12 protein-coding genes are annotated in these 16,997 nt (G+C 60.3%); 6 read left to right on the forward strand and 6 right to left on the reverse strand.

Annotation, left to right across the window (positions count from 1 at the left end; all coding sequences use genetic code 11):
- The first annotated feature begins 65 nt into the window (after positions 1 to 65).
- Both ACYZTS_RS10285 and ACYZTS_RS10290 read left to right on the forward strand, forming a co-directional pair.
- On the forward strand, positions 66 to 1,463 hold the full coding sequence (locus ACYZTS_RS10285; RefSeq protein WP_461995677.1) for an MFS transporter: 1,398 nt from the start codon (positions 66 to 68) through the stop codon (positions 1,461 to 1,463).
- Between the two features lie 9 nt (positions 1,464 to 1,472).
- On the forward strand, positions 1,473 to 2,000 hold the full coding sequence (locus ACYZTS_RS10290) for a single-stranded DNA-binding protein (protein WP_461995679.1): 528 nt from the start codon (positions 1,473 to 1,475) through the stop codon (positions 1,998 to 2,000).
- An 87-nt stretch (positions 2,001 to 2,087) separates the two neighbouring features.
- Here the strand turns inward: ACYZTS_RS10290 and ACYZTS_RS10295 are convergent, their stop codons facing one another.
- Positions 2,088 to 2,639 carry a cysteine hydrolase family protein gene (locus ACYZTS_RS10295; protein WP_461995681.1) on the reverse strand — a complete coding sequence of 184 codons (552 nt, stop codon included), beginning with the start codon at positions 2,637 to 2,639 and terminating at the stop codon, positions 2,088 to 2,090.
- Between the two features lie 101 nt (positions 2,640 to 2,740).
- On the opposite strand from ACYZTS_RS10295, the gene ACYZTS_RS10300 reads away from it, so the two are divergent.
- The 3 genes from ACYZTS_RS10300 (at position 2,741) to ACYZTS_RS10310 (ending at position 5,788) form a co-directional block, all read left to right on the forward strand.
- The gene (locus tag ACYZTS_RS10300) at positions 2,741 to 3,733 is read left to right on the forward strand and encodes a GlxA family transcriptional regulator (protein ID WP_461995683.1); all 993 of its coding nucleotides are present in this window, start codon (positions 2,741 to 2,743) and stop codon (positions 3,731 to 3,733) included.
- Positions 3,734 to 3,933: 200 nt separating this feature from the next.
- Positions 3,934 to 5,043, forward strand: coding sequence for a DUF3182 family protein (locus ACYZTS_RS10305; RefSeq protein WP_461995685.1), 1,110 nt, complete (start codon positions 3,934 to 3,936; stop codon positions 5,041 to 5,043).
- A complete protein-coding gene (locus ACYZTS_RS10310) occupies positions 5,033 to 5,788 on the forward strand; it encodes an alpha/beta hydrolase family protein (RefSeq protein ID WP_028621568.1) in 756 nt (251 codons plus the stop codon). The genes ACYZTS_RS10305 and ACYZTS_RS10310 overlap by 11 nt, the downstream gene beginning before the upstream one ends.
- Positions 5,789 to 5,844: 56 nt before the next feature.
- Here ACYZTS_RS10310 and ACYZTS_RS10315 read toward each other — a convergent pair whose 3' ends face one another.
- The 4 genes from ACYZTS_RS10315 to ACYZTS_RS10330 are packed head-to-tail and all read right to left on the reverse strand — an operon-like array spanning position 5,845 to position 9,828.
- A complete protein-coding gene (locus ACYZTS_RS10315; RefSeq protein ID WP_461995687.1) occupies positions 5,845 to 6,828 on the reverse strand; it encodes a lysylphosphatidylglycerol synthase domain-containing protein in 984 nt (327 codons plus the stop codon).
- Entirely contained in the window at positions 6,828 to 8,111 is a 1,284-nt protein-coding gene (gene clsB / locus ACYZTS_RS10320) for a cardiolipin synthase ClsB (RefSeq protein WP_028621570.1), read from the reverse strand. The genes ACYZTS_RS10315 and clsB overlap by 1 nt, the downstream gene beginning before the upstream one ends.
- Positions 8,108 to 8,905 carry an endonuclease/exonuclease/phosphatase family protein gene (locus tag ACYZTS_RS10325; RefSeq protein WP_461995689.1) on the reverse strand — a complete coding sequence of 266 codons (798 nt, stop codon included), beginning with the start codon at positions 8,903 to 8,905 and terminating at the stop codon, positions 8,108 to 8,110. The genes clsB and ACYZTS_RS10325 overlap by 4 nt, the downstream gene beginning before the upstream one ends.
- A complete protein-coding gene (locus tag ACYZTS_RS10330; RefSeq protein ID WP_461995691.1) occupies positions 8,902 to 9,828 on the reverse strand; it encodes a DUF72 domain-containing protein in 927 nt (308 codons plus the stop codon). Before ACYZTS_RS10330 ends, ACYZTS_RS10325 begins: the two co-directional genes overlap by 4 nt.
- A 306-nt stretch (positions 9,829 to 10,134) precedes the next feature.
- Here ACYZTS_RS10330 and ACYZTS_RS10335 point away from each other — a divergent pair, with 306 nt between their 5' ends.
- Positions 10,135 to 12,246, forward strand: coding sequence for a mechanosensitive ion channel domain-containing protein (locus ACYZTS_RS10335; RefSeq protein ID WP_461995693.1), 2,112 nt, complete (start codon positions 10,135 to 10,137; stop codon positions 12,244 to 12,246).
- Between the two features lie 134 nt (positions 12,247 to 12,380).
- Here ACYZTS_RS10335 and ACYZTS_RS10340 read toward each other — a convergent pair whose 3' ends face one another.
- Entirely contained in the window at positions 12,381 to 16,697 is a 4,317-nt protein-coding gene (locus tag ACYZTS_RS10340; protein ID WP_461995695.1) for a DEAD/DEAH box helicase, read from the reverse strand.
- Positions 16,698 to 16,997 lie beyond the last annotated feature (300 nt).

Here is a 16,997-nt window from a genome sequence, read left to right on the forward strand (position 1 = left end):
TCGCGATGTACCCTGTCAATCGATGGGACTGGTAGAATCGCCGCCGGTTCACATGAGGTTTTTCCATGCACGATCCCCACAGCGAACGCATGAGTGGCAGCGAGACCCGCGCAGCAAGCGGTCTGGCGCTCGTGTTCGCCTTTCGAATGCTGGGCATGTTCATGGTGTTGCCGGTGTTGGCGACCTATGGGATGGATCTGGCAGGCGCGACCCCGGCCCTGATCGGTCTGGCGATTGGCGCGTATGGCCTGACGCAGGCGCTTTTCCAGATTCCTTTCGGTTTCATTTCCGACCGTATCGGTCGTCGTCCGGTGATCTACCTCGGGCTGATTGTTTTTGCCCTGGGCAGCGTACTGGCGGCCAATGCCGATTCGATCTGGGGCGTGATCGCCGGACGGATCCTGCAGGGCGCCGGGGCCATTTCTGCGGCAGTCATGGCGTTGCTGTCGGACCTGACCCGCGAACAGCATCGGACCAAAGCCATGGCCATGATCGGCATGACGATCGGTCTGTCGTTCGCTGTCGCCATGGTTGTAGGACCCTTGCTGACCCGCGCATTCGGGCTGTCGGGGTTGTTCCTCGCCACAGGCGCTATGGCGCTGCTCGGCATTGTGATCGTGATGTTCATGGTGCCGCGTTCGACCGGGCCGTTGCAGCACCGCGAGTCGGGCGTAGCGCGTCAGGCGCTGATACCAACGTTGAAACATCCTGATCTGCTGCGCCTCGACCTGGGCATTTTTGTGTTGCACGCGATGTTGATGTCGAGCTTCGTCGCCTTGCCCCTGGCCCTGGTCGAAAAAGCCGGGTTACCCAAGGAGCAGCACTGGTGGGTCTACCTCACGGCACTGCTGATTTCTTTCTTCGCCATGATCCCGTTCATTATCTACGGCGAGAAGAAACGCAAAATGAAACGAGTTTTATTGGGCGCGGTGCTGACGCTGATGCTCACTGAGCTATTCTTCTGGCAGTTCGGCGATAGCTTGCGGGCTCTGGTGATCGGTACGGTGGTGTTCTTCACCGCGTTCAATCTGCTGGAAGCTTCGTTGCCATCGCTGATCAGCAAGGTTTCACCGGCAGGCGGCAAAGGCACGGCAATGGGGGTTTATTCCACCAGCCAGTTCCTCGGTTCAGCGTTGGGCGGGATCATGGGCGGCTGGCTGTTCCAGCATGGCGGTCTGTCGGTTGTGTTCCTGGGATGCGCTGGCCTGGCTGCACTTTGGCTGGCCTTTGCTGTTACCATGCGCGAACCTCCCTACGTAACGAGTCTGCGCGTGCCGCTGTCGCCGGAGGCCATCCGCGAAGCGGGTCTGGTCGAGCGCCTCATGGCCGTTGTAGGGGTAACAGATGCAGTCGTGGTCGCTGATGAAGCGGCCATTTACATCAAATTGGACACCGAACTATTGGATCGCACCACCCTCGAGCGTCTGGTGAACAACCCGACCGCGACAGCGTGCGAAGCCTAGGAGAACGTTATGGCCCGTGGGGTTAACAAAGTCATATTGGTCGGCACTTGCGGCCAGGATCCCGAAGTTCGCTACTTGCCTAACGGTAACGCCGTGACCAACCTGAGTCTGGCGACCAGCGAACAGTGGACCGACAAGCAAACCGGTCAGAAAGTCGAGAAGACCGAGTGGCACCGTGTCTCGATGTTCGGCAAGGTGGCAGAGATTGCCGGCGAATACCTGCGTAAAGGTTCGCAGGTCTACATCGAAGGCAAGCTGCAGACCCGCGAGTGGGAAAAAGACGGTATCAAGCGTTACACCACCGAAATCGTGGTCGACATGCAGGGCACCATGCAATTGCTCGGCGGCCGTCCACAGCAGGGCGATCAGCAAGCCGGGGGCAACAACTATCAGCAGTCCGCTCCGGCTCCGCGCCAGCAGCAGGCTCCGCGTCCGCAGCAGTCGGCAGCACCACAGCAGTCGCGTTCGGCGCCTCAGCAGGCCGCACCGCAGCCGGCTCCGGATTTCGACAGCTTTGATGATGATATTCCGTTCTGATCAACAGCTTCATTCGATCTGAACAAGAAGGCCCGATGCTTACCACATCGGGCCTTTTTTCATGGGCGAGAAAAATTGACTGATGGATTATTTCGCTGCCAAAAACTCAGCCGTAGACACCACACTCGCATAAGCAAACCCCAGCGCCGCCATGAACGCGGCATGCACCTGAGTAGCCGGCACCGTCACACCATTGAACTCCAGATCCCGCGAGGCGCAGGCGTCGTGGATGACGGTGACGGCGTAGCCGAAATCCGCAGCGGCGCGGGTGATGCCGTCGATGCACATGTGGCTCATGCTGCCGACAACGACCAGTTCCTTGATGTCCTGCTCGTCGAGGATCGACTTCAATTCGGTTTCGCGGAACGAGTTGACGAAGTGCTTGAGCACCACTGGCTCGTCGGCGCGGTTGAGGACTTTGGGGTGCAGCTTTGCGCCTTCCGAACCTGGGGTGAAGAACGGCGCATCGTCGGAGGTGAATTCGTGACGGATGTGCACCACCGACTCACCGGCGTCACGAAACGCTTCGAGCAATCGTACCGCGTTGTCCGCCGCCGCATCAGCACCGACCAAGGGCCATTTGCCTTGCGCGAAATAGTCGTTCTGGATATCGACTACGATGAGTGCTTGCTTGGCCATGACTGTTTCCTCGAAATGCATTTGGGTGTGGAATCAAGTATCGGCTCAGGCTGGTACGCTGAGGATTGGCCACACCGACAATTACGAGGGGAAAACTGACAATGACTGCGCAAAGGGCTATTGCCGAGCTGGGTGTGCTGATTTATCCCGGTGCGCAAATGGCGGCGGTGCATGGTCTGACCGATCTGTTCGGGGTGGCCAATGCCATCGCAGCCGAGCATCAGGCTGTGCAACTGCCCATACTGCGCGTCACGCATTGGCAAAGCAGCGCGGATCTGCCACCCGTGCGCATCCATGACAGTCATCCCGCGCCGGAACGAGCGCTGGTGGCGCTGTTGATCCCCCCGTCGATTGGCGGTTTCTCTGAAGGTCAGGCTCCGCAGGCGCTGATTCAGTGGCTGCGTGATCAGCATGCCAACGGTGCAACGCTGGGCGGTGTTTGCGTGGGTTCGATTCTTCTGGCGGAAAGTGGATTACTCGACGGTCGCAGCGCCACTACCCACTGGACCTCGGCTAAAACCTTCGCCGAGCGATACCCGGCGATCAAGCTCAAGGCCGATACGCCGATCGTCGACGACGGCGATTTAATCACTACTGCTGGGCTGATGGCCTGGTCGGAACTGGGTTTGCGTCTGGTCGACCGGTTATTGGGGCCGAGCATTGCTACGGCCACGGCGCGCTTTCTGGTGGTGGAACACAGCGACAGTGCCAGCCTGTGTGGCAGCAACTTTTCACCGATTCTCAACCATGGCGACGCGTCGATTCTCAAGGTGCAGCACTGGCTGCAGGGCAATGGCGCGACGGATGTGTCGCTGACAGCGATGGCCGGGCAGGCGGGGCTGGAGGAGCGCACCTTTCTGCGGCGATTCCGCGCGGCGACCGGGTTGAGACCGACTGAATATTGTCAGCATCTGCGAGTCGGCAAAGCCCGGGAAATGCTCGAGTTCACCAACGGCACCATCGACCATATAGCCTGGACTGTCGGGTACCAGGATCCCGGTGCGTTTCGCGCAACGTTCAGGAAGATTACCGGGCTGGCGCCGAGTGAATATCGAGCGCGCTTTGGGGTGACGCCGGTCGCTGTAACCCGGTAGAGATCGCCGCAAGAAAGTACAGATACAGGTCGTGCAAAAAACCGGAGGCGCACAGCGCTTCGTGCAGAATAAAACAGGCTGTACGCCATTACTTCCTACTGAAGCGCCCGGTTTTCGGGGCGCTTTCGACCTAGCGCTATCTGGCCTGATCTCTGCACCTTCTACACTACATTCATCACGCGTTGATTGGAGGGGAATGCATGACCCCAACAAACCCCAGGAAAATAGTCGTCGCGCATTCGGTGCGACCGCAGGCGCCTCAGCACGAGGTCGACACCAATCGAGCGCTGGCCCGTTGGCTGGCGCAGATTCTCGGCCTCAAATACGGCGGGAGTTACGATCCCGAACAGCACAGCGATCGAGAGCTGTATCTGTTGCCAACCCAAACCCTGGTTGGCGCCGCAGCCGCTCGCGAATTAGGCGTCAACGGCCCCGACGATTTATGGGGTGGCTACGTCGAACACGATTTCATCTGCACCAAGGCCATCAGCCACGGCTTGCTCAACAAAAATGCTAAAGCCCCGCAAGGCTGGTCGCCGCTGTTCTCCGAGCGCGTGCGCAGTGTCGTGCTCGACGGCCTCAGTGTTTTCTCTCTCGCTGATGCGCGCCCAGCAGCGCAGCACTTGCTCCACGCGGGGCCTATCCGTCTCAAACCGGTCCATGCCTGTGCTGGACGCGGTCAGGAAGTGCTGAACAGTCTTGATGAATTCGATGCGGTGCTCGCCCGGCCAGACGCTCAAGCGCTGTTCGATGAGGGCGTGGTGATCGAGCAAGACCTGACCGACGTTGTGACGCACAGCGTTGGCCAGAGCTATATCGGCGACAAAGTGCTGAGTTATTGCGGCGATCAGTACCTGACCGAAGACGCCCATGGCGAGCAGGTTTACGGCGGATCCAACCTGCTCGCGGTTCAAGGGGATTATGACGATCTGCTCGAACTGGAGCTACCTGACGACGTACGTCTGGCCATTCAGCAAGCGCAAATATTCGACAACGCCGCCGATGAGGCCTACCCCGGTTTCTATGCGTCACGGCGCAATTACGACATCGCTCAGGGCCGGGACAGCTCGGGTAAATCACGCAGTGGCGTGCTCGAGCAATCCTGGCGAATGGGCGGCGCCAGCAGCGCCGAAGTCGCGGCGCTGCAGAGCTTCATCAATAACCCTGGGATGCGTGCGATACGCGTGTCTTCGGTGGAAACCTACGTCGACCAGGCGCTACCGGCGGACGCCATTGAGGTGTATCGCGGGCCCGCAGAAAACAGCGACTTCCTTCTCAAGTACGTGACGGTTCAATCCTATGACGGCTAGAAGCGAAACCATTCAGATCGACATCGACGATGAACAAATGAGCGGGACATTCCTCAGCCCCAAGTCCAAGGTTCCCGGCGTGCTTTTCGTACACGGCTGGGGCGGCAGCCAGGAACGTGACCTTGAGCGGGCCAAAGGTATCGCGGGTTTGGGTTGCGTGTGTCTGACGTTTGACCTGCGCGGGCACACCGGCTCGGGCATTCCACTGACGCGAGTGACCCGCGAAGATAATCTGCGCGATTTGCTGGCGGCTTACGATCGCCTGCTCGCGCATCCAGCGCTGGACACGTCTGCCATCGCGGTAGTCGGCACCAGTTATGGCGGCTACCTCGCTTCGATCCTGACGTCGCTGCGTCCGGTGCGCTGGCTGGCGCTGCGCGTGCCTGCGCTGTACCGCGACGAGCAGTGGCACACGCCCAAGCGCGATCTGGACAAGCTCGATCTGCGCGACTACCGCAGCACGCTGGTGCGCGCCGACAGCAATCGTGCGTTGCATGCCTGTTCGCAATTCACCGGGGATGTGTTGCTGGTCGAATCCGAAACCGACGCATATGTGCCGCACGCCACGATCATGAGTTACCGCGCGGCGTGCCAGCAGACGCATTCGCTGACGCATCGGATTATCGACGGGGCCGATCATGCGCTGAGTGACCCGGTGGCGCAGCAGGCGTATACATCGATTCTGGTGGACTGGATCACTGAGATGGTGGTGGGTGAGCGGTTAAGCGTTATTCAGTCGGGTTGAGAGTATTGGTGAGTCCATCGCGGGAAGTTCGGGCCGCGAGGGACTCAACACAAATCTCAAGAGGGTTTCTTGGCAATCCGCAGCGACTTCGCCTTGGCCTCTACCGCCAAGTACATCACCAGCGTGATCAACAACGGCAACAGGAAATAAATCGCCCGATACGCCAGCAACCCGGCCACCAGGCTGCCTCGCGAAGCCTCATGTTGCAGCAGCGCCACGAACACCGCTTCCAGCACGCCCAGACCTGCAGGAATGTGCGTGATTACCCCGGCAATGGCGCTGATCAACAGCACGCCCAACACCAGCGGATAATCCAGCTTGCTCGGCAACAGTGTGAAAATAACCGCGGCCATCAACGACCAGTTCAGCGCACCCAGCGCCAGTTGCAGCATGGCCATACGCACTGACGGCAGGTTGATTTCCATCCCGCGTATCGTCCACTCCCGGCGCTTGGAAAACTGGCAAGCCGCCAAGTATCCCGCCACGACCAACAGCAGCAAAACGCCAATACCTTGCAACGCGAGGGTGCTCACCTTCCAGCCCGGCGGCATGCGCACCAGGCCACTGCTGAACACGGCCCCGGCGATCAGCATGTAGCCAAACCAGTTGGTCGCCAGGCTTAGCCCGAGGATCTTGGCGATGTTGCCCTTGCTCACGCCCAGCCGCGAATACAGGCGATAGCGCATGGCGATCCCGCCGACCCAAGCGCTCAGGTTGAGGTTGAAGGCATAGCTGATCACGCCCACCGGGAGGATTTGTTTCCAGGTCAGATCCTGGCGAATGTAGGTGCGGCCGATCAGGTCGAAGCTGGCGTACACCAGAAAGCTCAGCAGCGTCACGCTGGCGGCGATGATCAGCGTGCGCACCTTGAAGTCGGCCAGCGTATCCAGCACTTCGTTCCATTCGATGCGTTGCGCGAACATCGTCAACAGCGCAATCAGGGCCAGGAAAAACAGCATCGTCAGCGGTTTTTTCCAGCGGCTCCAGCGCGATTTCGGTTGATCGGCGTGATTCGCCGATTGCGTTTCAGCGTGGCTCATCAGGTGTCACTCCGCGCGGAATGGGAAAAAGGTTTCAGGCGTGGCTTGTGCGCCGGCAGCCAACCGGCCCATGCCGGGAAATGCCGCAGGAAGTGAAACACCAGAAAACCTACGGTCATGTGCCAGACGCGTCCACGCGGCGATTTGTCGGCGGACATGGCTTTACAGTGGTTCTGGCTGAGGTCTTCGAGGCGCTCGAACAGTTCACGATTGAACGCGCGATCACGAATGAGCACGTTGGCTTCCAGGTTCATCGACAAGCTCAGCGGATCCAGGTTGCTGGAGCCGACGGTGCTCCAGTCCTCATCCACCAAAGCGACTTTGCCGTGCAGCGGGCGCTCGCAATATTCGTGAATCTGTACGCCGGATTTCAGCAAGTAGTCATAAGTCATGCGCGCAGCGAGCTTGGCCACCAGCATGTCCGGCTGACCTTGCAGAATCAGCCTGACCTCGACACCCCGCCGCGCTGCATTGCGGATTTCCCGCAGCAGCCGATAGCCGGGGAAGAAGTAGGCATTGGCGATCACGACGCGACGTTGGGCGCTGCGCAATACCTGTCGATAAACCTCCTCGATATCGGTGGTGTGTTCACCGTTGTCGCGATAGACCAGGCGCACCTGACCGTCATGATCGGTGAAGGCCATTTCCTGACGGCGCTGCCGGCGCCGTTGCCACCAGTACTTCGCCCGGACCGGACGACCGCTTTGCAGCAGGGCGAAATGATGAATGTCAGCGACGGCCGGGCCCTGAATTTCCACCGAATAATCCTGCTTCGCCTCAGGGCCGAAATCAGCCAGGTGGTCGGCGGAAAAATTGATCCCGCCGATGAAGGCGATGGTGCCGTCTACCACCACGATCTTGCGATGCAGGCGGCGGAACCAGTTGGTGCGAAAGCCCAGATGTTTGGGCGCCGGATCAAACATCTGCACGTGTACGCCGGCCTCGCTCAATGCAGTGAGGTAGGGCGTGGTCAGCTCGCCGCAGCCAAAACCGTCAAGGCTGGCGGTGACGCGGACGCCGCGCTTGGCAGCGTCGATCAGCACTTCCTGCAACTCATTGCCAACCTTGTCTTCAAAGATGATGAAGGTTTCCAGGAGGATCTCACTCTTGGCCTGACGCATGGCCTCGAAGACACGCGGGAAATAGGCTTCGCCGTTTTCCAGCAGTTCCACGCGATTGTTGCCCTGCCAGCCATATTCGACATCGACCACACCGGGTTCGCGAACCGGAGGCGTGGTTGAAATGTGCTCAACAGTGGCTTTTTCCATCGGTGCGCTGCTCATAGCTCAATCTCCACCGATAACGGTGCGTGGTCGGAAAGGTGTGACCAGGGTCGCGTGGCGAGAACTTTCGGGCGACAGGCCTTGAGGTTGCGCACATAGATACGATCCAGGCGTAACAGCGGCATGCGTGCCGGGAAGGTGCGTGCCGGTTTGCCATGGTGTTCGGTAAATACTTCGCGCAAACCGCAAGGCTTGAGCAGGGCATCGGTGCGTTGGCGCCAGTCATTGAAGTCACCGGCGACAATCACCGGTGCATCGCTCGGCAGCTCCGCCAGGCGCTTGCCGAGCAATTTCAGTTGATCATTGCGATGACTTTCGTGCAGGCCCAAGTGCACGCAAATGGCGTGGACTTCCCGACCGTCACCGGGCAGACGCAGCACGCAATGCAAGATGCCGCGGTTCTCGTGGCCACTCACCGATACGTCGAGGTTGTCGTGGCGAATGATCTGGAATTTCGACAGCAGGGCATTGCCATGATCGCCATCGGGGTACACCGCATTGCGTCCATAAGCGAATTGCGGCCACAGGGTGTCGGCGAGAAATTCGTACTGCGGCATTGCCGGCCAGTTGCTGTAGCGCTGTGGATGCTGTTCGTGAGTGCCGTGCACTTCCTGCAAGAACACCACGTCCGCCGACACGCTGCGCACCGCTTCGCGCAATTCCGGAAGGATGAAGCGCCGGTTCAGCGCAGTGAATCCCTTGTGGGTATTGACCGTCAGGATCGTGAAGCTGCGAATCGAAACTTCGGTTTCCGGCTGATCATCGGTGGGGCTGAACTGCTCGGTAATGCTCATTGCAGCACTCCTTCGGCAGCAGGTTCGCCCGGTGCAGTGGCGAGATTTTCGTCGAGATGAAAACGCTGCAGCAAACTGCGGGCGTCGTATGGCGCGCGGACCTTGATGTCGTTGTCGAAATAGCAAAACACTTCGCGGGACTTGCGGGCTTTGGGCTTCAGGCGAGGCGCGATCAATTGCGCGTCAGCCGGTTGCCCACCGTTGGACCAGGCATCGATGCGGTCGCCCCAGCGTTTCAGCGCTTGGGCGGTGTAACCACTGGCGTAAAGCTCTTCAGCACCGTGCAGACGCAAGTAGACAAAATCACTGGTGACATCTTCACGGTAGGGCCATTTACCGGCGGTATCGGCGATGACCAGCGCGGTGTTGTAGCGTTTGAGCAAGCGCACGAATGCCGGATCGACGAAGCTTTCATGACGGATTTCCACGGCGTGGCGCAGCGGTTTTTTCTTGTAGGCTTTCATGCTGGCATGACCGTGCAGGTGCGAATCGTGCTGGCGGGCGAGGGCGGCGGCCTGTTCGGTGGTGTGCGGCAGTTGTTTGAGGAAGCTTTCGAACAATTCGGCGTCGAATTTGAAGTTGGGCGGGAACTGCCAAAGGATCGGTCCGAGCTTCTCCTTGAGTTCCAGCACACCGGAAGCAAAGAAATTGGCCATCGGTAGATGCACATCACGCAAACGTTTTACATGGGTGATAAAGCGAGGAGCCTTGACGCTGAACACGAAGTCTTCCGGTGTTTCCTCGTACCATTGGGCGTAACGTTCAGGCCGTTGCAGGGCGTAAAACGATCCATTGATTTCGATGCTGTTGACGGCCCGCGATGCGAATTGCAATTCGCGCTTCTGGGTCAGCCCCTTTGGGTAGAAATCACCCCGCCAGGGTGTGTAGCGCCAGCCTGAAATACCAATGTGAATCGCCGCCATGTCGCCTCCCGTCTAATGGTCCTCGGTTGCCTCTGTCTTTTGCTGACTGCGCGCAAGGGGTGAAAGTTTCGGTGGCGCTACGGATGGTAATGCTGGTTCGAGAAGCTGGTATGCCTGATAAAGGGTCGCTGAATGTGCCCCGTCTTCGCGAGCAGGCTCTGCTCCCACAGGGATTTTCTACCGCAGGGATATTCGCGAACATTCTTGCTCCCACAAGGTCCGCCGCCGGTCGATTGCCGGGATATCGCCGAACTTGCCGGGCATTTTTTGATCAGTTCCTTACACCTTGCGCAGGAGCTCCGCGTTTTGCTCAAATTCAAGACCGCTATATTGCTGGGAGCGTTGCTGCTGTTCGGCAGCAATTCATCGTGGGCTGTTTCGCTGCCGGGCGTTCCCGCCGCGACCGCGGAAGCGGAAAAACCCGAGCCACTGGTCCAAGGTGGCCTGCTGGGAGCGATCAGCACCAGCATCGACGATGTTCAGGACAAGCTCGATCTCAATGAAAACCTGGTCGACGCCTGGCGTTTGCGCGCAGATCGAGCGGCCGATGAAGTCGACAAACTGGTCAACCGCCCCTCATCGCGATCGCCAATGAGTGTCGTCGGCGATTTCCTGCTGCTGTCAGGTGTCTGGCTGGGCGCGTTTGCCTTGCTCACCGTACTCGGCGGCCTTCTGGCCAACCGCCTGAACCAGGGGCGTTGGCTGCGAACCCGACAACGTAGCCAGGATTTGCTGCATTACGTGCTGCCTTACATGTTGCCGGCGTTGATCTGCCTGCCGCTGACGCTTTACGTCAGCCATTTTCTGCAGGCCTCGGTGGGGCGCGCGCTGGCGCTGTGTTTTGCCTACGCCACCAGCAGCGGTATTTTTTCCACGTCGATGCTGCTCTGCGTGATCGTCATGTTCAACACCGGCCACAAACGCCGGGCAGTACAGATTATTCGGCGTTACTGCCCGCGTCCGTTGTTCCTGATCGGCTTTCTCGCCGCGCTCAGCGATGCGCTGACCAGCCCGCAGATCGCCCGGCAATTGGGTGGCAACATCACCAGCAGCGTCGCGGTGTTTACCGGGCTGTTCGCTTCAATCATTTTCGGTTTGCTGGTCATTCGCCTGCGACGCCCGGTAGCGCATTTGATCCGCAACCGGCCGTTGGCGACGCGGCTCAAGCATCCTTCATTGCAGGAATCGCTGCGAATCTTCTCCGGGCTGTGGTACTGGCCGATTCTGCTGATGGTAATGGTCTCGGCGATCAACCTGATCGGCGTCGGTGAAGACAATCAGAAAGCCCTGCGTTGCGCGTTGTTCACCACCATTCTGCTGATCGCCACGGTGTTCCTCAGCACGGTTTTCCAGCATCTGTTCAAGACCCGCAAGACCGAGGGCGTTCAACGCAGTAGCGCTTACAAGGAACGTTTTCTGAGTTTGTTGCATGCGCTGTTGCGGATCGTCATGGCCGTCGCGTTCATCGAAATTCTTGGGCGGATCTGGGGTGTTTCGCTGTTCGAATTTGCCGCACGCAACTCGGTCGGCCGGGCGATCAGTGAATCATTAAGCAGCATTGGCCTGATATTCCTGGTGACCTGGCTGTTTTGGGTGGTGCTCGATACGGCTATTCAGGAAGCGCTGAAACCACCGGTCAACAAGCGCTCGGCGCAGCCAAGCACGCGCATCAAAACCATCCTGCCGCTGCTGCGCAACGCGATCAAAATCATTCTGGTGGTGATCTGTGCGATTACCACCATGGCGAATCTGGGTATCAATGTCGCGCCGTTGCTGGCGGGTGCCGGGGTGGTCGGTCTGGCCATCGGTTTCGGTTCGCAGCAACTGGTGCAGGATGTGATTACCGGGCTCTTCATCATCATCGAGGACACGTTGTCGGTGGGCGATTGGGTGGTGCTCGATTCCGGCCACGCCGGCACGGTCGAAGGGCTGACCATTCGCACCTTGCGCCTGCGCGACGGCAAGGGCTTCGTCCACTCGGTGCCGTTCGGGCAGATCAAGGCCGTCACGAACCAGTCGCGGCAGTTTGCGTATGCGTTTTTCTCGGTGCAGTTCACCTACGACACCGATGTTGACAAGGCCATCGAGCTGATTCGTGAAGCAGGGGATTCGATCCGCGAAGACGCGTTCCTCAAGTACAACCTGCAAGGCCCGCTGGACGTGTTCGGCGTCGACAAGATGGACCTCAACGGCGTGGTGCTGACGGCGCAGTTCCGGACGGTATCGGGTGGGCAATATGCGGTGAGCCGGGCGTTCAACCAGCGTTTGAAAAAACTTGTGGATAACTGCCCAGAGGTGCATTTCGCGCAGACTTATCCACAGCAGGTTTTGATGCCGAAGCATGCAGTGGCAGATGATCAAGCGCCGGTGGCCGAAAATTCGCCGGTGATGCTACCGGAGCAACCTAAGGCGCAGTGATGTGATGAGAATCTGATGGCCCCTTCGTCTGTGCGGGCCTCATCGCGAGCAGGCTCGCTCCCACAAGGATTTGTGTGCACCGCCTATCCCCTGTGGGAGCGAGCCTGCTCGCGATAGGGCCGGCGCAGGCGCCATCAATACCCGGTCAATTTCCGGTGCAGTTCAGTCGCCAGCGCCTGGTCCGTTTCCAGCCACACCACCTGCTTGCCGGCAATCACCGCTGCCACCGGTAGACCATCGCGATACACCAGCCGATTGCTCGCCAACGCCGGCACTTTTACGCCGGGCAAAAGTGTGCCGGCAAGGTTCAGCGGATCAACGCCGCACACCGCAATCAAACTACCGTCGTGCGCTCGGCGGCGCACTTCGCGCAGCAACGGAATCGCCTCCGGCAGCGCAAACTGTTCGCCGGCCAGGCCACTGACAAATCGCCCGCCACGAATCTCGCCGCGCGCTTCCAGACGATGAAACGTGCGCAGCAATTCGCGCCAGCTCGGCAGCCACTCCGCCTCGCGGTCCAGCAAACGCCAGAACACCACGCCATAGCGACGAAGCAAGCTCATGGCGATGTGTTCCAGGGTATCGCTGGGTGTTGGCGCCGGTCGCTTGTTCTCTACAATTGGCGGCGCCGGCCCGCGTCGCAACAAGGCCCAGCGACCGGCATCGTCCATGCCGCCGATAAAGGCACCACGACCGCGCCGACTGCCGCGCGCCTGACGTTTACTGGCGGGTGTGATCAGTGCGCGAAGCCCGGCGAAGCTGTCAGCGTTCACCAGCCCGGCGCCCACCAGTTCCTGCAGCGCGATCTCCAGTTCGGCACGCAGCAAATGCGCTTCATGCACCAGTTCATCGAAAAACAGCGCTCCCTGCTGGCTGAGTGCTTCGTACACTTTCTGGGTTTTTGCCGACAGTTCCCCGACCGGCGTCTGCTCGGTCAAGCTGCTCCACAACCCGACCTGATTGCGCGGCAACAGTAAAATCGGCGTGCTGCGCAGCGCGGTGCCGGCACCCTTGTTGCGCGCGGTCAATCGGGTCCAGACCAGTTTGCCGCTGCGGCACAGATCATCCAGCCAGGTCGACGAATAGCCTTTGATCCGCGCTGGCAGAATGTCGCTGTCCCACGCCGAAGCGGCGGCGGGAAAGCCCTCGAACTGCGCGACAATTGCCGGTAATACTGCGGCGCCCTGACCCTGATTCGCGGCGGACAAATGTTGCCAGTCGAACAGGAAGCGCATGAAATCCTGCAATGCCACGGGCTCGATTTCACGCCGCAGACTTTTGACGGTATATCGGTGAATCCGCGCGAGCAGATGCCGTTCGCACCATTCTTCTTCGCGGGCATCCGGGCTGAATTGGCCGCGCAGCACATAACCTTCACTTTCGAGGCGGGCCAGCGCCTGGGTGACCTGTGTGGTCGGCAAATCCAGCGGCTGCGCGATCGCACTCAGCGGCAACGGACCGAACGCGCTGAGCCGCGCGCGAATCACTTCCAGCACGGCTTCGTCCGGCGCCCAGGCTTCATCGAATCCGGGCAGCGCTTCCAGCGGCGGGACTACATCGGCCTGTGGATAAATTGCCCGCAGACACGTCAGCCGCTCCAGCGCGACCCACAAGGACTGCTCGGCATTGATCTGCAAACTGCAGGCGCGACCGCTGGCTGCCAGCGCGTTCAACCATTGCGGCCACTCAGGATTCGCCGTGGCTTCGGCGTCGGTGATGCACGCCAGGCTCATCAGCGCCTCATGCATTTCATCCACGCGGGTCGGTGTCGGCCAGGCTTCTTCGCGCACGGCCTGAATCGCCCCGGCATCCAGCGCGCCGAGGTCGTCGGTGGATTGCGGATCGGTCCAGCGCCGGTTGAGCACGGCTTGCGTACGGCGCTCTTCCAGTGGCGCGTCATCGAGAAAGGTGTAAGGCCGTGCGCTGAGAATTTCTGCCGCAAGCGGCGAGGGCGCCGGCAGGTCGCGGCTGATCAGGCGAACCTCACCGCTTTCCATGCGGCGCAGCAGTGTCAGCCAGCCTTCGCAGTCCATGGCTTCGTGGAGACAATCGTCGAGAGTCTGTTCCACCAGCGGATGCTGCGGAATCTCGCGTTCGCCAGCAAGATTTTCCACGCAGGCAATCTGGTCGGGAAACACACTGGCGATCAAGTCTTCGCTTTTCATTCGCTGGATCTGCGGCGCCACTTTGCGCCCGCCGGTGTAACGCGGCAGCGCCAGCGCCACCCCGGCATTCCAGCGCCAGCGCACACCGAACAGCGGGGCATCAAGCACCGCTTGAATCAGCACGTGCTCGGCGCTGTTGCTGGGCAAATAGCGCCAGACTTCATCGAGATCAAAGCTGTGGCTGGTGGACAGCGACAGGATGATCGCGTCTTCACTGGCCGCCGCCTGCAACTCGAAATTGAAGGTGCGACAGAAACGCTTGCGCAGCGCCAGGCCCCAGGCCCGATTGATGCGGCTGCCGAACGGCGTGTGGATGACCAGTTGAGTGCCGCCGGACTCGTCGAAAAACCTTTCCATCAGCAGCGTGTCCTGCGATGGCAAAGCACCGAGGGTCAGCCGCGCACGGGCGAGGTAATCCACCAGTTGTTCGGCGCTGGCGACATTCAGTCCGAGCGTGTCGGTGAGCCAGTCGAGCGCCGGTTGCAGGTCGCCGGGCGTGGCGCTGAGCAAGTCATCGAGTTGCGCTTGCAGGCGGGCCACAGCGGACGAAAGTTCGGCAGTGCGCCCGGGCGCTTCACCCAGCCAGAAAGGAATGGTCGGCGGTTGCCCGTGCGCGTCTTCGACCCGGACCTTGCCGGATTCCACGCGCAGGATTCGATAGGAGGTATTACCCAGCTGGAAAATATCCCCGGCAATGCTTTCCACCGCAAAGTCTTCGTTGACGCTGCCGATGCTTAGCCCTTGCGGTTCCAGCAGGACGCTGTAGTCGGCGTTGTCCGGGATGGTGCCGCCGCTGGTCACAGCGGTCAGCTTGCTGCCCCGGCGACCGCGCAAGGTGCGGGTGACGGCGTCGCGGTGAAGGAATGCGCTGCGAATGCCCTGACGACCGTTGTAGCCCTCGGCGAGCATGTGCAGCAGTGCCTGATAATGTTGTTCGTCCAGTTCCGCGTAAGGCGAGGCTTTGCGGAACATCTCCAGCAGTGCCTGCTCGTGCCATTCCTGGCAGCTGACTTCGGCGATGATCTGTTGCGCAAGCACGTCCAGCGGTGCCTTGGGAATTTGCAGGGTGTCGAGTTCACCGCGACGCACGCAGTCGAGCAGCGCGGTGCATTCGATCAAATCGTCGCGGGTGGTGGCGAACAACCGGCCTTTGGGCGTGCCGCCAACGTGGTGCCCGGAGCGGCCGACACGCTGCAGAAACGCGGCAATCGAACGCGGCGAGGAAATCTGGCAGACCAGATCCACGTCACCAATGTCGATGCCCAGTTCCAGCGAGGCGGTGGCGATCAGCACTTGCAGCTCGCCGCGCTTGAGCCGTTGTTCGGCGTCCAGACGAAATTCTTTGGCCAGGCTGCCATGGTGCGCGGCGACGGCTTCCTTGCCTAGGCGATCGCTGAGGTGGCGGCTGAGGCGTTCGGCCAGACGCCTCGTGTTGACGAAAATCAGCGTGGTGCGGTGTTCGCGAGCGAGGGCGGCGAGGCGGTCATAAACCAACTGCCAGACATCGTTGGACATCACTGCAGTCAGCGGCACGGGCGGCACTTCAATCCCCAGATCGCGAGGGCGCGCATGGCCGATGTCGATGATTTCGCAAGGGCGGTCACGGCCCACCAGAAAACGCGAAACCGCTTCGATCGGCTTTTGCGTCGCCGACAGGCCGATGCGCATCAATGGCTGAGTGCACAGCGCCTGCAAGCGCTCAAGGCTCAGCGCCAGGTGGCTGCCGCGCTTGCTGGCGGCGATCGCGTGGATTTCGTCGACGATCACCGTGCGCGTGGATTGGAGCATTTTTCGGCCCGAGTCGGAGCCGAGCAGCACGTAGAGCGATTCTGGCGTGGTCACCAGAATGTGCGGCGGCGTGCGCCGCATCGCCGTGCGTTCTTTCTGCGGGGTGTCGCCAGTGCGCACGGCCGTGTTGATCTGCAGGGGTGGCAGGTCCATTGCGCGCAGGTGTTCAGTAATTCCGGCCAGCGGATTTTGCAGGTTGATCTGGATGTCGTTGGACAGCGCCTTGAGCGGTGAAACGTAGACCACAAGTGTTTCGTCGGGCAGCCCGGCGTCGGTTTCAAGGCCGCGATGGACCAGGTCGTCAATCACAGCGAGAAACGCGGTGAGGGTTTTGCCGGAACCGGTTGGCGCGGCGATCAACGTCGAGCGATGCTCGCGAATCAACGGCCACGCCCGGGCTTGCGCGGCGGTGACCGCCGGGAACGTACTGTTGAACCAGGCGCTGACGGCGGGATGAAAACCGCTCAGGGCAGCGTCCGAGGGAATGGGCAGATTCATGGGTAATTTATGCGGGCAGACACCTCAAGTTGCAAGCATCCCTGAACCTTGTAGCAGCTGCCGAAGGCTGCGTCCGGCTGCGAAGCAGTCGTTCCAGGGTGATCTTATTGCTCAGGCCGGTGCGTGCCTCTTGGCGACCGCAACGCACCCGGACGCAGCCTTCGGCAGCTGCTACAGGGGTTGGCGTACTTTGTAAGTGACGGTTGCGCTCTAAACCCGCAAAATGCAACGATTCCGGCAACTATCGATGACATCGCCCGCGGGCGCTGTCGATAAAGCCATCGTTCCAATCAGACTGGG

It is taken from the genome of Pseudomonas sp. TMB3-21 (genome assembly GCF_054898145.1).

Bases quoted from the DNA above. Each gene is read 5' to 3' on its own strand.
- ACYZTS_RS10285 (WP_461995677.1), top strand. From the start codon at position 66: ATGCACGATCCCCACAGCGAACGCATGAGTGGCAGCGAGACCCGCGCA.
- ACYZTS_RS10290 (WP_461995679.1), top strand. From the start codon at position 1,473: ATGGCCCGTGGGGTTAACAAAGTCATATTGGTCGGCACTTGCGGCCAG.
- ACYZTS_RS10295 (WP_461995681.1), bottom strand. From the start codon at position 2,639: ATGGCCAAGCAAGCACTCATCGTAGTCGATATCCAGAACGACTATTTC.
- ACYZTS_RS10300 (WP_461995683.1), top strand. From the start codon at position 2,741: ATGACTGCGCAAAGGGCTATTGCCGAGCTGGGTGTGCTGATTTATCCC.
- ACYZTS_RS10305 (WP_461995685.1), top strand. From the start codon at position 3,934: ATGACCCCAACAAACCCCAGGAAAATAGTCGTCGCGCATTCGGTGCGA.
- ACYZTS_RS10310 (WP_028621568.1), top strand. From the start codon at position 5,033: ATGACGGCTAGAAGCGAAACCATTCAGATCGACATCGACGATGAACAA.
- ACYZTS_RS10315 (WP_461995687.1), bottom strand. From the start codon at position 6,828: ATGAGCCACGCTGAAACGCAATCGGCGAATCACGCCGATCAACCGAAA.
- clsB (WP_028621570.1), bottom strand. From the start codon at position 8,111: ATGAGCAGCGCACCGATGGAAAAAGCCACTGTTGAGCACATTTCAACC.
- ACYZTS_RS10325 (WP_461995689.1), bottom strand. From the start codon at position 8,905: ATGAGCATTACCGAGCAGTTCAGCCCCACCGATGATCAGCCGGAAACC.
- ACYZTS_RS10330 (WP_461995691.1), bottom strand. From the start codon at position 9,828: ATGGCGGCGATTCACATTGGTATTTCAGGCTGGCGCTACACACCCTGG.
- ACYZTS_RS10340 (WP_461995695.1), bottom strand. From the start codon at position 16,697: ATGAATCTGCCCATTCCCTCGGACGCTGCCCTGAGCGGTTTTCATCCC.